General features: G+C 47.3%; 14 protein-coding genes and 1 pseudogene. All 15 read right to left on the bottom strand.

Going from position 1 to position 13212, the window contains the following annotated elements; all coding sequences use genetic code 11:
- Nucleotides 1-21: 21 nt before the first annotated feature.
- The 15 genes and pseudogenes from V4210_RS01215 to V4210_RS01145 all read right to left on the bottom strand — a co-directional run bounded on the left by V4210_RS01215 (nt 22) and on the right by V4210_RS01145 (nt 13198).
- Nucleotides 22-366 carry a hypothetical protein gene (locus V4210_RS01215; protein ID WP_338521033.1) on the bottom strand — a complete coding sequence of 115 codons (345 nt, stop codon included), beginning with the start codon at nt 364-366 and terminating at the stop codon, nt 22-24.
- Between the two features lie 237 nt (nt 367-603).
- The gene (rsmH, locus tag V4210_RS01210; RefSeq protein WP_338521032.1) at nt 604-1521 is read right to left on the bottom strand and encodes a 16S rRNA (cytosine(1402)-N(4))-methyltransferase RsmH; all 918 of its coding nucleotides are present in this window, start codon (nt 1519-1521) and stop codon (nt 604-606) included.
- A gap of 275 nt (nt 1522-1796) precedes the next feature.
- A complete protein-coding gene (locus V4210_RS01205; protein ID WP_338521031.1) occupies nt 1797-2171 on the bottom strand; it encodes a division/cell wall cluster transcriptional repressor MraZ in 375 nt (124 codons plus the stop codon).
- Nucleotides 2172-2389: 218 nt separating this feature from the next.
- On the bottom strand, nt 2390-3652 hold the full coding sequence (locus V4210_RS01200; RefSeq protein ID WP_338521030.1) for a glycoside hydrolase family 1 protein: 1263 nt from the start codon (nt 3650-3652) through the stop codon (nt 2390-2392).
- A 26-nt stretch (nt 3653-3678) separates the two neighbouring features.
- Entirely contained in the window at nt 3679-5199 is a 1521-nt protein-coding gene (locus V4210_RS01195; protein WP_338521029.1) for an ATP-dependent DNA helicase, read from the bottom strand.
- Between the two features lie 2 nt (nt 5200-5201).
- Complete coding sequence (locus tag V4210_RS01190) at nt 5202-6179, bottom strand: Kiwa anti-phage protein KwaB-like domain-containing protein (protein ID WP_338521028.1); 978 nt, start codon at nt 6177-6179, stop codon at nt 5202-5204.
- Between the two features lie 36 nt (nt 6180-6215).
- The gene (locus V4210_RS01185) at nt 6216-6452 is read right to left on the bottom strand and encodes a hypothetical protein (RefSeq protein WP_338521027.1); all 237 of its coding nucleotides are present in this window, start codon (nt 6450-6452) and stop codon (nt 6216-6218) included.
- Nucleotides 6449-6724, bottom strand: coding sequence for a hypothetical protein (locus V4210_RS01180; protein WP_338521026.1), 276 nt, complete (start codon nt 6722-6724; stop codon nt 6449-6451). The genes V4210_RS01185 and V4210_RS01180 overlap by 4 nt, the downstream gene beginning before the upstream one ends.
- A gap of 23 nt (nt 6725-6747) precedes the next feature.
- Nucleotides 6748-7173 carry a ribonuclease H family protein gene (locus V4210_RS01175; protein ID WP_338521025.1) on the bottom strand — a complete coding sequence of 142 codons (426 nt, stop codon included), beginning with the start codon at nt 7171-7173 and terminating at the stop codon, nt 6748-6750.
- Nucleotides 7174-7181: 8 nt separating this feature from the next.
- Entirely contained in the window at nt 7182-8885 is a 1704-nt protein-coding gene (locus tag V4210_RS01170) for a hypothetical protein (protein ID WP_338521024.1), read from the bottom strand.
- Nucleotides 8886-8960: 75 nt separating this feature from the next.
- Nucleotides 8961-9959 (bottom strand): gluconeogenesis factor YvcK family protein, encoded by a 999-nt coding sequence (locus V4210_RS01165; RefSeq protein ID WP_338521023.1) that lies wholly within the window; start codon nt 9957-9959, stop codon nt 8961-8963.
- 25 nt (nt 9960-9984) lie between these two features.
- Entirely contained in the window at nt 9985-10653 is a 669-nt protein-coding gene (locus tag V4210_RS01160; RefSeq protein WP_338521022.1) for an SDR family NAD(P)-dependent oxidoreductase, read from the bottom strand.
- Nucleotides 10654-10708: 55 nt separating this feature from the next.
- Nucleotides 10709-11710, bottom strand: a complete 1002-nt coding sequence (locus V4210_RS01155; protein WP_338521021.1) for a CPBP family intramembrane glutamic endopeptidase — start codon at nt 11708-11710, stop codon at nt 10709-10711.
- A 218-nt stretch (nt 11711-11928) separates the two neighbouring features.
- A pseudogene (locus V4210_RS01150) lies at nt 11929-12489 on the bottom strand (type ISP restriction/modification enzyme).
- 145 nt (nt 12490-12634) lie between these two features.
- Nucleotides 12635-13198 (bottom strand): hypothetical protein, encoded by a 564-nt coding sequence (locus tag V4210_RS01145; protein WP_338521020.1) that lies wholly within the window; start codon nt 13196-13198, stop codon nt 12635-12637.
- Nucleotides 13199-13212: the final 14 nt, after the last annotated feature.

The raw sequence follows: 13212 nt of genomic DNA, 5'->3' as shown, positions 1-13212 counted from the left end.
CTTAAATTATACCACTTTTATCTAATTAGCGTAATCAGTTTGTGACGGCTTGCTCATGGCTGATGCCACGTTGCTATTTTTCACTTTATCAAGAGCGGTCAATCGAGCATTTTGTACTTCAAGTTCAGACTTTTTAGCATGGAGTTCACTAATCTGTTTGTCCAAGCCCTGAGACTCTCTACTGTACGCGGACGTTTTAGTCGCCTGCGTCAAGTAAATCAAGCCAAGCACAGCAACCATCAGCGCGACCAGTACTGTATGAGCCACTGGGCCGAGTTTGACATTAGACCGAAAACGAGTTGCATTTTGATTGCGGCGCATCTGTTGCTGCCGTCGAGGTGTGAAAGTGGTGGATCGTGCGTACATTCTGTTTTCTATGTTATGTTGGTATATAATTTCTCTAAAATCGTGACATTCCAAGATAACCTGGCCCGTCTCAAAACCTAAGGACGGACCAGATCATCGACTGATACACTGTCCGGATAGTGCGTCAGCTATTCTACGAACGACTGATTAGCCGCGGCGAACAGCAACGCTCTCGGAGCGGTCTGCGTCTTGGAACTGAACTTTGATGTGTACTGGCATAATTGCCTCCTTTTTGTGTTATGTTTTTACGGCCCAGCGAAGCTTGGCACTTCGACTGCGCGGATTGTGAACATCTGCAGTCCCTAGAATTACTTTTTTATCAGGAATCATCAGCTCGGCCTCATACCCCGCTTCTGATTGTTCCTTGAAAAAATGTTTAACCAATCGATCTTCCAGGCTGTGAAAGCTAATGATACCGACACGACCGCCTGGATTGAGCAGCTGAGGCAATAATGGCAATACATCTCTCACCTGCTGAAGTTCTTGGTTAACTTCAATTCTGAGGGCTTGAAAAGTGCGAGTCGCTGGATGTCTTTTTAGGCCACCGCGACCAACGGTTCGCTCAATCAGCTCAGCTAGCTCAGACGTTCGCGTCATCGGACGATGCGCTACAATTGCCTTCGCAATATGCATAGCGCGCGAACGAGTCTCCTCGCCGTACAGGGTTATCAGCCGAACCAACTCATCCACTGAAGCATGATTGATGATATCAGCCGCCGTCATCTCCGTTGTGTCGTCCATTCTCATATCCAATGGACCGTCAAAACGAAATGAAAAACCCCTCTCTGCTCTGTCAAGCTGCGGTGACGACACCCCCAAATCAGCCAAAATCACGTCAAATTTTCGCCCAAGCTTGACCAAATCACGTGCCGCTGACGCAAAATCTTGATGCATCAATTCGACACCTTGTTCTGTCAAATCGCCTAATGTTTGAATCGCGTTACTATCACGATCAACCAATACAGCGTTCAAATAGTTATTTGTCCTCTTGAGAATCTCCCGCGCATGACCGCCATACCCAGCAGTCAAATCAAGGTACGCTTCACCCCGACGAGGGGCGAGCGCACGCACGGTCTCCTCTAAGAGTACAGGAACATGAACCGGAGCGTCGTTCGACAAACCCGGCTGTGGTGGATGTTCTTTAATACTCATCATTACTCCATTATAACGGAATAATGCTCGAGATCACCTATCTGGATATTTAATTTGAGCTTTTGTGTTTGTTTTGTGTTTGTTTTTTATGTCTTTAAGAGAGGAAAAGCGTGTTTTCCAAAAGAGACTTATGTGTGAGGTGGAGTTTTTTTGGGAGGTGTTTTAAGGAAGGTGCATTGCCGTTTTTATTGTGGAGCAAATAGCCACGATTGCTCTTCTCAAATACCCAGGTAGTTGATCTCGAGAGGTTTCCTAATTGTTAATGTGCGTACAATTCATCAATCCGCGTCGACTGCATCGGCTGCCATCACTCGGAAATATGCTCCGGCGCGAACCGCCACAATTTCCCGATCAATGCCAGCATAGTCCAGCAAATGCTGCTCTACCGTCACCCGACCTTGTTTTTGGTCAAGCGTGGATGCTGTTTTACCCCGTCGGAATTTAACGTTCAGGTCGGCAATTCGCTCATCCAGGATACTGCCCTGCAAAGCGCTCTCGACTTCTTTATCCCAGACACGCCGTGGATATAGGTGGAGATATTTGCCAAACCCTCTGGTCAGAACCACACCAGACGCAAATTCCTCTCTGAGTTCAGCTGGCATCGTCAAACGACGCTTGTCGTCCAGCTTTCGCTCAAAGTAATCTACTTGCACTGAGGCTCCTTCCCTGACGGAATTAGATTGATTTTTTAATGTTAGTGGTTGTTTGTTATTGTTCAACGGCTCGTTGCCGTTACCACTGACTTCATAATACTACCCACAACTACCCACTTGCAAGTCTTTTTTAGTACTTTTTACCCATTTTATCCCCAAACGAAAACTTTTCCACAAAATTGTGGAAAAGTCTAGTGTACTGTGTGGCTAGCTAAACACTATGATCGCAATCGCTTCACAACCATACCATACCATTTACCACTTGCCCGCAGCGTGCGCTCCATGGTTTTTCTATCAACCTTTGCCAGGCCAAACTTAGGCCAATAACCCTTATCCCACTCAAAGTTATCTAGTAGACTCCAGTGCAGATAGCCGATAATCTTGACGTCTTCTTTGAGTGCCCTGTCCATAGCTCGAATCGTTTCCATCAGCCACCATTTACGGTGTTGATCTGTCGCATCAGCCAACCCATTCTCTGTGATAAAAATTGGCAATTGGTGCTTTTTGTACGTCTCGACTAGCAACTCATACAATTTGTCTGGCTGCATATCCCAGCCTAAGTCGCTCTCTGGATTCTTCTCAGAATTATGCACTCGATACCCAAAAAACCGTTGCGCAAAGTAATAATTGATCGCCAAAAAATTACTGTGTTTGCGCACTCGCCGCACAATCCACTGATTGACTAGATAGTCAGTTACTCGAGCGCTCAACCGCGATACCCACGCATCATCTCCAGCATAAATGTACGATAGATTATGCGCCATCGACACCTTGTGGCGGCGATTTTTGCACGCCAGCTGATAAACCTTCTTGTGCGCCCGTATCAGATTTAGTAACACCTTAAAACCAAGCAGCTTTTTGGTTTGATTTGGCGGCCATGCCCCCTGAAAATAACTTTCCCCGACATACACCAGCGGCTCATTGATACTAATAATCCACTCCAAATCACGGCCCAATTCATCCAGAATTTTTTCCACAAATCGCACAAAATAAGCTACATTACTTCGCCTCTCAAAGCCACCTTTCTCGGCAAACCAAACTGGCAAGGTAAAATGAAACAGCGTTACTACAGGGGTGATTTCCAATTCTTTCAACCGTTTCAAATAGGTGCGATAATGATCAATCACCGACGCATCCCAAGCACCCTCTTCTGGCTCCACACGAGCCCATTCGATCCCAAACCGAAATGAATTAAGCCCCATTTGCTCCAACAACTGAAAGTCTTCTTCATACCGCGAATAATGCTCAACTCCAGTGCCTGAAACATAATTGTCAGGATTGGTAGCCTCTTTTTCCACATGTGACCACATGGCAGTCCGCCCAAAACTGTATGGCGCCTGCGTGGCCAACGTTTTAGCATTTTCTAGTTCCCAGGCGGTCCACTGATTGTTCAAGCCTCCTTCCGTCTGGTGCGCCGAAATAGCCGCACCCCATAAAAATCGTTTTGGAAAGCTTGGATTCGATCGTTTTGCATCCGTCATATCTATCATTATACCGTATACTCTGCTTACGCTACGATATCTTCCCCAAAATGCTTCTGTAGTCGCATGCGAATTGAGCCTTCATGGCGACCAAGTTTTTGACTAAGTTGCTGGATGGTTGCGCCCTGCAAGAACTCCTGTTTGAGAATGTCGTCGTCGGCTTTTTCCCACGGCATGTAGGCTTTGGGATAGGTTTCGCGCATTTTGGCAATTTTTTGCTGCCAGCTGCCGGACTGAGATTTCTTACCGGATTTTTTCGGAACTGACTGTTTTCGCTTCATTTCCTCTAACATTGGACGATAATGCTTGGCCACCTCACTACTTGCCCGCTGCAGCACCTCGTCAATTGCCAGTGCATCAGGCGAGACCGCCAATGCTTTGCGGTTAATTCCATATAGATACAGATTATCAAGATCTCGCACCCGACTGAGGGCCACATAACCCATACCTTCAACAAACGCTTTTCTTAGGTCAATTTTTGCCGCGTCCAGCGTCATACCCTGGCTTTTATGCACGGTAATAGCCCACGCCAGCCGCAGCGGCACCTGAGAAATACTAGCGCGCTTGCGCTCACCGTCACGCAGCTCCCACACATCCGGCACCATGGTCACTTGCTGACCACTACAAAACTCCACAATCGGATAATCGGTCAGCGGCTCAAAATCCACCACCGTGCCGATACTACCATTGGCGTACAATTTCTGCGGCGAATTTTTCACCGCCATCACCAACGCACCCAGTTTCAACACGAGTTCGCTCGGCGCCAGTACCGACCGCTGCAAGTTCTCGACATATACTTTTGAACCGGTCGTCGTCTGCTGGTACGTTCGTTCCCCACCCGCCAGTTCCGCCAGCTTCTGGCTGTTAATGGCGTCGACATCAACATTGACGGTGTGTAGTTCGGTGATATCACCATCAGGCAATTCGACCTCCGTCCGCGCTAGCAAGGTCTCGGCATGATGCCGTCTGATATCGTCATTCCTCAGTGCCGTCAAAATCTCGAGGAGCTGCTCGTCATTTTGCCGATATTGCCGCTCCAAATATAGCACTGCTGGCTGCAATTCCTGCCACGCTTCCGAATATACCACAAAACCACCGCCCTGCTCACCCGGACGATTGATCGGCGGTAATTGGAAAAAGTCACCACTCATCACTAGCTGAATACCGCCAAATGGCTGGTCATTCTCCCGGACACCACGCAACACCCGATCGACCATGTCCAGCCGAAAATCATGCAGCATGGAAATCTCGTCAATCACCAGCACATCAGTCTTAGTAATTACCTCACGTCGCGTTTTTGACAGCCGATCAAAAAAGTTGTTCGCCAAGTGATCACTGACACCAATACCACTCCAACTGTGAATGGTATTGCCGCCCAAATGCGTCGCCGCCAAGCCCGTCGTCGCTGTTACCGACACCTTTTTACCCTGGTCACGCGCCTGTGCAATAAAAGTATTCAGCAGGTGCGTTTTGCCCGTACCAGCCGCACCCGTCAGCAGCGCCGACCGACCGCTCATCAAAATCGCCAGCGCCAACTCTTGGTCCATACTTAACCTCGCGGCGGTTCACCCTCAGGCTCACCCAGCAGTTTTTTCGACTTAATTTCGTAGCGTTTGCCAGTAATTTTGCTCTCAATGTAGTCCTCATTGATCAAGTTCACAAACATATCCAGATCATTGCCGTCCATGATGATAATCGCGCCGTTATCATCACTCATTAGCTCCAGCTGCATCTCATCAGCATAGTCCAGCACCTGCTCTTGCTTGACCTCGCCGATCTCCAATTTCTGTAGTTTATTGATGGTCTTTTTGCGCTCCTTGACCAGCGTGTTCAGATCCAAGCCCTCTGGGAAACTCAATTTATATTCCTTTTCGATCTCCGCCACTTTCTTATCGGCAATCACCTGCTTCTTGTACTCATAGCCAAACATCCGCTCAAACTTGCCTGGATTAAAGGCGAAAATATCCTGCCCGATGATCAGCACCTGGTTATCATCTGGCACTTTAAAACCAACCTCCGCCTTAAACGCACCAAACATGCCATCAGAAAACTCCCACGCCAGTGCACTTTTGAGTGTCTGCCCCTGCTGGATCAGCTTGGCTGTGTAAAAGATTTTTTCTGGATCATTTGGATCGGTAAATCGCGCCACAATTCCCTTCATTCGCTTAAACTCATGCTCAGTTTCCGAAAACTCCACGATGTCGCCGCGCTCATGTTCAATCAAATGAATCAAGGTTTCCGCTCGGCCAACCTTGGCGAGGTCTGTCCGCAGTAGTACGTTGTCTTCCGCTTCGCTCAGCTCATAATCCCGCACGCTAAGGCCGGTACCCGCCCCCAAATTAACTTGATTGATATAATCAAACAAAAATAGCGGCCGGAGCTGCTGCTCGACATCGCCCTTTAGAGGCATAACATACGGCGTGTAATTTTTATTAAACAAAAACAGCTCTATCTGTAAATCATTCTTCTTCGCGTCAGTTTGATTCGCCCACAAAAAAATATCAGTCGTTTCCCTCACTTCTTCCATTGCCCTAGTATAGCAATTTTTGCCAGTCGCCGCCAGCTAGGAGGTTATATATCGACCAAATTGTTTATCTGCTTCAGTCAACATTGTCTCATCAACCACGATCTTACTGAGATCTTCCTGTTTCAATACCTCATGTGGTGGTTTGACTACAAATAGACCGATTGCCAAGGCAGCCATTTTTAAACACTGAGTCGTCTGTTCATGTGTCAGTTTGGCCTCTGGGTTAATATCTTTTTTGCTGACCTCAGCCCTTCCCTCAAGTCTGTCTCTCATGTTGGGATAATACCACGTAACGCTAGCCCATCTTTACTATACATCTCAGGTGGCAGCGCCATACGTTGGTCTCTGCCCGGACCAATCCGAGCTGCCAATATGTCATGGGTGCTATCATCACTAACACCCGCCTTAACACATAGCGCGTCTTTACCCAATTCAACCTGCGTAACAACACCAATGCGCGAGTACAACCGATCAGCCGGATCTGGATAACAGTAAAATGGATGTAAATCCAGCTGCACGTGCTTTGGCAAATGCAATTCACTCATGTTTATATTATATCATGAATATGTTATCTAGTCAATCGTTCGCCTTCACGCGCCCGGTTGGCCCAAGTGTCCGCCAGCTCATTTCCTTCGTCGCCTTCATGGCCGCGCACCCAGCGGAGCTCCGCTTGAGAATTTGAATATAGCTCATACAGTTCTTGGACAATATCCAGATTTTTGATCTCGCCACCCTTCTTTGTCCAGCCGCGCTTTTCCCAGCCTGGCGCCCACTTGGTCACCACGTTGATCCAAAATTCACTATCAGTATAAATCACACACGGCGCACCGTCCGCGTCCTGAAGCGCCGCAATCAGCGCCTTGCCCTCCATGCGAATATTGGTTGTCTCGCCGTCCTCGGAACCCAAGATCCACGGCTGGAGATCACGAATCACTGCAAAGCCACCCGGACCGGGATTTGGCGAAGCAGAACCGTCAGTGTAGTAAATTGTCATATGATTAATTATATACCATTCAGCGCTCGTCTAGCCATCTCGCGAACACGCTTTAACAAAGATTTGCGTCTGTCTAATGCCTTCTCCTTAAAGTGAACCACTCGTTCACGGCTCTGGTTCGTCAGATGATCTTCCTTAGAACCATCTTCAGGGCTCGTAAAGTAATCCTGCTTACGCTGCCAAATATCGATTATCGCATCAGCCGTCTCGTCAGTCATACTCACCAAATCACCATATACCTTACGCAGTTTAAAGAAGAAGTGCGCCGCCTTTTTACCAGTTCGTGCCACCAAACGGGCATCTGGCGTCGAGAATTGCATCTCAAATGGTGCAAATGGTACTCGCTTGTCACCCGTCTCAGAAAAACCAGTAATTTTTGCATCGGTAAAGTCCCTACCGCTATCTTTAAAACTAAACAGTTCCATGTCAGCATCAGGAATCCTCTCAAGAACTGCTCTACGAATATTTTCCTGAAACTCTGGAGATCCCTTGATAACAAAGCATTCATTGTCTCGTCCAGGTGACGGATATGGCGTAATATTCTCATCATTCAAAGCATTAACCACTGCCTCAACATATGCATCGGCCATCTGCGTATCATCCTCAGCGATCACCACCATGCCGTACAGGTCAATCGGATGGAGCTCTCCTTCATCCTTCAGTGGCTGAGAATGTGGCTCATAATATCCTATGCGCCTTAGTAACTTTTTCAGATACGAGCCTCGCCCCTTACCGCGAGCTCGCGCTTCTACCTTACTACCGCTTTGCAGGGTCACAGTACCAACTTCAAACAGCGTATTGTGAGGTGACGTTGTCTCCACGGCTGGCCGCAAATCTGGCTTACCAAGCAACCTAGAAAAAATTTGATTAATATTATTCATGGCAAAATTAAATCGCTCAGGATCAACCGAGTCCTTAGGGCCAAAATGTAGCGATTCAACCCTATCGACTTCATCAATTAATGGATCAATGTCGTTGCTCAAATCGCTACCATCCATACCATCACCAATATTTCGCCCAGTAATGATATCTACTTCGTCATTCAACTCAGACTCTAGATTATCAAGCCCAACAATACTACATACCGGGATCAAAAAGTTTTTTGCAAACACTGCCTGTTTGTAAACTGCTGCGTCGTGATACGGCGTAGTCTTTAATTTAGCGAGTGTTACCGCCCCGACGATCATCGCCGTCTCCAGCCCAACACCCTGAGCACCCTCACCTTTTGTCGAAAAGGCTTTGATCAAATCATCAATACGTGGCGCCGGGATTGGCGGATTCTCAGACCATGGACTTTGTGTATTGTCCTCTCCTAAGTCACCAGGGATTTGCTGACCATCCTCCAGCCGCAATGCTTTACCTTGCAGTGTCGTCTCGTCAACTCCTTCAATATATGATTCAAACAAACCTTGTAAGACTTCGTAATCCTCAAGGATACCAATCACTACGTCTCGCTGGGTCTCACTGACTATCGTTTCATTATTATCAAGTGCCGAGGTGATGTAATCAATCCGTTCGTTCCCCTCAATGTCCGTCGGCATCTCTATGATCAGTCTTGCCGCCGAACGACGCGCTGGCGTCATATGATGACCACCGAACGTCTCCACTAGTTCCTTAGATAAGGCTTCAGAATGATAAAATATCTCACCTCTCCGAGAGAAGTTGCCAGAATTATCAATCATCTTTGCTGAATTTTGTGTATTGTCCGTCATGGTTAACAGATTACACTATATCACAAAATATAATATTTTGCAAGTATAGCGCCTCCAGTCACGGCTTTAATTCATCTAGGCAAAATAAATTCGCATCAACTCACGCGCCACTCTGTCAGCATCGTGCCGAATCAAACTACGCTGTGCCGCCAACGGGTCGCTAGCAGCGTTAGTATTTTCCCAGACTTCATCAGCGATCAATCGCTTACCTGAGGCGTAAAAATGCTTCTTTTTTAGCTCTTCTTTGTTCCATTCGACCAGTAGTTCGCCATCTTTAGCATACCGATCAATCAATTCCTGCGACGGACGATGGTTGTTATACAATACGTGGTCCAATTTAACACCTGCAAACCGTTCAATTTCACTGGCATAATCCGCAACCGTGAACTCATCAGTCTGACCAGGCTTGTTCACTAAATTACAAACATACACCTTTTTGGCCTTGGTTTCAGCGAGGGCACGCGTTACACCACTAACCAACAGGGCTGGCGCCAGGCTACCGTACAACAACCCTGGCGCAATCACCACCAAATCCGCACTCAATATCGCCTGCCGTGCCTGCGGATTGATGCGAGCAGTCGGCTCCAAGTCCAACCATGGACGCTCGCCAACAGGAATGATCAATGATTCAGCCTCATGCTGACCCCTGACAACCGTGCCGTCAGCCAGTCGCGTAACAAGCGTTATATTATCAAACGTGATGGGCTCTACTCGTCCTCGGATATTGAGCACTTCTCCGGCTACTTTGACAGCTTCGGTAAAATTACCGGTCATTTTTTCTAGGGCTGCCATGAATAGATTGCCAAACGCGTGTCCTTTCATACTACCTTCATCAAAACGGTAGTTAAACAGGTCTCTCACCTTTGGTGAGGTACTCAGCGCCACCAAGCACTGCCGGACATCACCAGCCGGCAAAACCCCCAATTCATCCCTCAGCTGCCCTGTTGATCCACCATCATCCACCATGTTAACCAGGGCTGTAATGTTGTGTGTATAATTTTTTAATCCACTCAGTAATGTGAAGCTACCCGTACCGCCGCCGATAACGACAATGTTTATACCCATTAGTTCCATAGCTTGACTATATCACGAAAAAAACTTACGTCAACGTACCCTTTGGTAGCGCCCATTCAAGGAATGGTTGCTGCTGGTGATTAACCGCGTTAATGATGTGCGCGGCCACTTTGGCTGGGTCATTGAAGAACAAATAATCAACTGGTAGCTCTCGGCCATTCCAAAACGGCGTTTTCATGGCGCCAGGCAAAAACAGCGCGACTTTCACTGGCAATTTCTGTTCATCCGCCTGCATTCCCAAACTGCGCGCCAGTCCTGCTTGGGCGTGTTTGGTCGCCACATATACCGCTTCGTCCCCGCGAGCTTTGACGCTACTGGTTGAACCGATGATGGTTAACACTGACTTCTGATGTTGACGGGCCATCTTGCGCCACGCCCACTGTACCAACGGCAACGCACCAGCGAAGTTCACCTCAGCCATGGAGCGCGCGTCAGGCTGATCCTCGAAATTACCACGCCAGCCATAGCCCGCTGCCCACACAAATTGTTCAATTGCGTCGCCACCCAAAATCTGCTCAATCCGCGCTGGCGCTGCTTCAACCTGCTCGGGATAGTACACATCCAACGGGAATCCCTCGCCGTGCTCCTGGGTATTATGCGTCTTTCCCAGTACCAGTACACGCTTGCCATTTTCCCTGAGCTGCTGCGCCATTTCCAGGCCAAGCCCACTCGTCCCACCAAGAATAATATGCATATGGTTATTATAGCATATCGTGCTGCCTGTCTGTAGATTTCTAGCGTATGGCTAGTTAAGATATTTTGGCTTTGACGTCTTTGGCACATTGATCTGTGGCAGGTATAAAAGTAGTGCTTATGTAGCAGCCGAGAAATACTACCAACCATACCACGAGCGAGACAACACCCACTACCGAGCTGGCGAGTAGTGAGCTCCCACCAACGACCAAAAGCGACATAACATTCGAGAAGCCATTAAATGTCCCATGCAGTACTGCAGCGAGCCATACACTTCGGGTCCGCTCAACGACGAAACCAAGCATAAGCGACATAACTACACAAAATCCCACAAACAGCACTACTCCCGGAAGTGCATTCGCTGCGCCATAGTTATACCCGAGGGCAATCAGCGGAATATGCCACAGTCCCCATAGCACGCCAATCGTCGCATATTTCTTGCAAAATGGCCGTCCAGCAAATGCCTGCGCAAGGTAACCACGCCACAGTATCTCCTCTGTCATCGCAAAGATCGCATTTACCGTTAGCCCGGCCATCAATGCACCGACGATACCAAGCGGCAACATGACAAGCGGCGTCGGCGGTAAGTTTATCGCGCTGGCATCAACTGACGTGCCGATAAGCTTCTCGAGGTTGTGCACCAAGTGTCCATTAGTCGTTGCCATGTGCCCAAAAGTATCTGGCCACAGCCAGCCAAGAATCACAACGGAGCCAATCATCAATACTGCCCAGGCCAAAAACAGTCCAGCGACCAATGCATACTTCTTCACGGTGATGTGCCTCAATGACAACAACGCACGAAATGGTATTGGTATGCCAAGCATCAATCGACTCAGTAAGAGCGTATACAGTGGCACTGGCATATACAAAGCCGCGATGTACACCAAGCGCAATGCTAGCGCTACTGGCGGCGCGCTACCACTCGTCACAGCTATAACCGCCCAATAGCCTGCTCCGGCTAGCGCCGTCAAGACAAAGAGGGTGATTAGTACTTTGGTACGATGCTCTTTTTTAATAAGAGGGAGCGAATTTTGTGCTTTTTCTGTAGGGTTACTCATCCGTATACACCTAGCCTTTTGTAATTTTGTTGATATGGGGAGATTATACCACATTGGGGCTTCTCTCGTAAGTTACCTAGCATTATTTTCTCCCTTGCGCCAATTTTACCCCGCTCGCTGCTTCAAGCTACGCAGCCGTTACTACCTCCTCTTTCTCTGGTATAGTAGATGATTATTTTGAGCCAAATGCAGTTTATCTGACAAGTATCCTGCCATATTTACCCTATTTCTTTCATTATTCTATACGTTTCTATTAGGATTTTGATAATACGCTGGTAGTGGTCAATATCATTAGCAGTCAATGTACGACCTCTTCTATCTTTGAGCCACTTTTGCGCTGGCTGATAGCCACCAATGTAAAAATCCCACGCCAAATCTGGAATATTACCAAAATACTGATCCTTATTAATACGTACTCGATTGCTATCACGCACTACTTTTTCCACTATGTTATCACCAATCTCAGGATAAGTAGTATCATAATCACCAATTTGTGACGCTTTCATCAAGTGTAATTAACGCAGCTGACCACCCAACTCTGCTTTGCGCCAAAACTCCGCCCATGACTCTGGTCGTGGTACACGCGGAAAATCAGTTTTTAAGAATTCTTTATATTTCTCGCGATAGCTTGGGCTGTGTAGCGATGCATAAATATAGTCAAAAATATCCTCAGGATAAACTTTGCGCGACTCTTCAGTTGGCTGCTCAACTTCAGAGAATAACTGCTGCAATTTTTCGATATCAAAATTCGCCCGCCGACCATCTTCGCTTTCGAGAATAAAGAGTGGAAATTGACTAGATATCTCCGAGGTTTTATTAGATACATAGCTTGACTATATCCCCACCAAGAATAATATGTATATGGTTATTATAGCACACAAGGCTCCAGCTGTACGCTTAACGATATGTAAACTAAAACACCTACTATTCCTGGCGTCGCTTGACACGAGCACAACACACTAACCAGCCTAGTACTAGCCCTAACACAATTGATAACGACAAATACACCAAGACAAATTTTGCTTTAGTTAGTAGCGAAGTGCTTGTTACTAATAACAGATTTACGGATGTTGAAGGCTGGATAAGCATGAAAGCAAAACACATATTTTCTAACCAGTCACATATAGCACCTAGAACAGGAAGCAATACCAGCCATCGAGTATGGTTCCACCAATTGGGCACAGTACACCGCAGGAAAAACGCCAAAGTATAGACATAAAATACCGCATATATCGCCGCATAAATGGTGTCAATGGGTAGAAAAGCGTACAGATAGACGTTTCTACCAGCGTCGCCTAGCGCCAAAAGGTTATCGTGAACATAAATACCATCATTACCAAAATTAAGATCAAATATCCCCGCACCACTGGCAACCGACGACACATAACTAGCCGCGAACCGCATCGCCATCATACCAAGGAGAAAAAGCACAAGCAATACCCCAATATGACGAAACCTTGTGGCTTGAACACTACGAATTATACGCATGATTTTATTATATC

This window comes from Candidatus Nanosynbacter featherlites, from assembly GCF_037013405.1.
GTDB classification, from domain to species: domain Bacteria; phylum Patescibacteriota; class Saccharimonadia; order Saccharimonadales; family Saccharimonadaceae; genus Nanosynbacter; species Nanosynbacter featherlites_B.
Note: the sequence above shows the minus strand (reverse complement) of the source record. Positions and strands in the feature narration are given on the sequence as shown.

Excerpts from the sequence above, each read along its gene's own strand:
- V4210_RS01170 (WP_338521024.1), bottom strand. The coding sequence starts at position 8,885 with ATGACGGACAATACACAAAATTCAGCAAAGATGATTGATAATTCTGGC.
- V4210_RS01180 (WP_338521026.1), bottom strand. The coding sequence starts at position 6,724 with ATGAGTGAATTGCATTTGCCAAAGCACGTGCAGCTGGATTTACATCCA.
- V4210_RS01190 (WP_338521028.1), bottom strand. The coding sequence starts at position 6,179 with ATGGAAGAAGTGAGGGAAACGACTGATATTTTTTTGTGGGCGAATCAA.
- rsmH (WP_338521032.1), bottom strand. The coding sequence starts at position 1,521 with ATGATGAGTATTAAAGAACATCCACCACAGCCGGGTTTGTCGAACGAC.
- V4210_RS01200 (WP_338521030.1), bottom strand. The coding sequence starts at position 3,652 with ATGACGGATGCAAAACGATCGAATCCAAGCTTTCCAAAACGATTTTTA.
- V4210_RS01175 (WP_338521025.1), bottom strand. The coding sequence starts at position 7,173 with ATGACAATTTACTACACTGACGGTTCTGCTTCGCCAAATCCCGGTCCG.
- V4210_RS01215 (WP_338521033.1), bottom strand. The coding sequence starts at position 366 with ATGTACGCACGATCCACCACTTTCACACCTCGACGGCAGCAACAGATG.
- V4210_RS01165 (WP_338521023.1), bottom strand. The coding sequence starts at position 9,959 with ATGGAACTAATGGGTATAAACATTGTCGTTATCGGCGGCGGTACGGGT.
- V4210_RS01195 (WP_338521029.1), bottom strand. The coding sequence starts at position 5,199 with ATGGACCAAGAGTTGGCGCTGGCGATTTTGATGAGCGGTCGGTCGGCG.
- V4210_RS01145 (WP_338521020.1), bottom strand. The coding sequence starts at position 13,198 with ATGCGTATAATTCGTAGTGTTCAAGCCACAAGGTTTCGTCATATTGGG.
- V4210_RS01185 (WP_338521027.1), bottom strand. The coding sequence starts at position 6,452 with ATGAGAGACAGACTTGAGGGAAGGGCTGAGGTCAGCAAAAAAGATATT.
- V4210_RS01155 (WP_338521021.1), bottom strand. The coding sequence starts at position 11,710 with ATGAGTAACCCTACAGAAAAAGCACAAAATTCGCTCCCTCTTATTAAA.
- V4210_RS01160 (WP_338521022.1), bottom strand. The coding sequence starts at position 10,653 with ATGCATATTATTCTTGGTGGGACGAGTGGGCTTGGCCTGGAAATGGCG.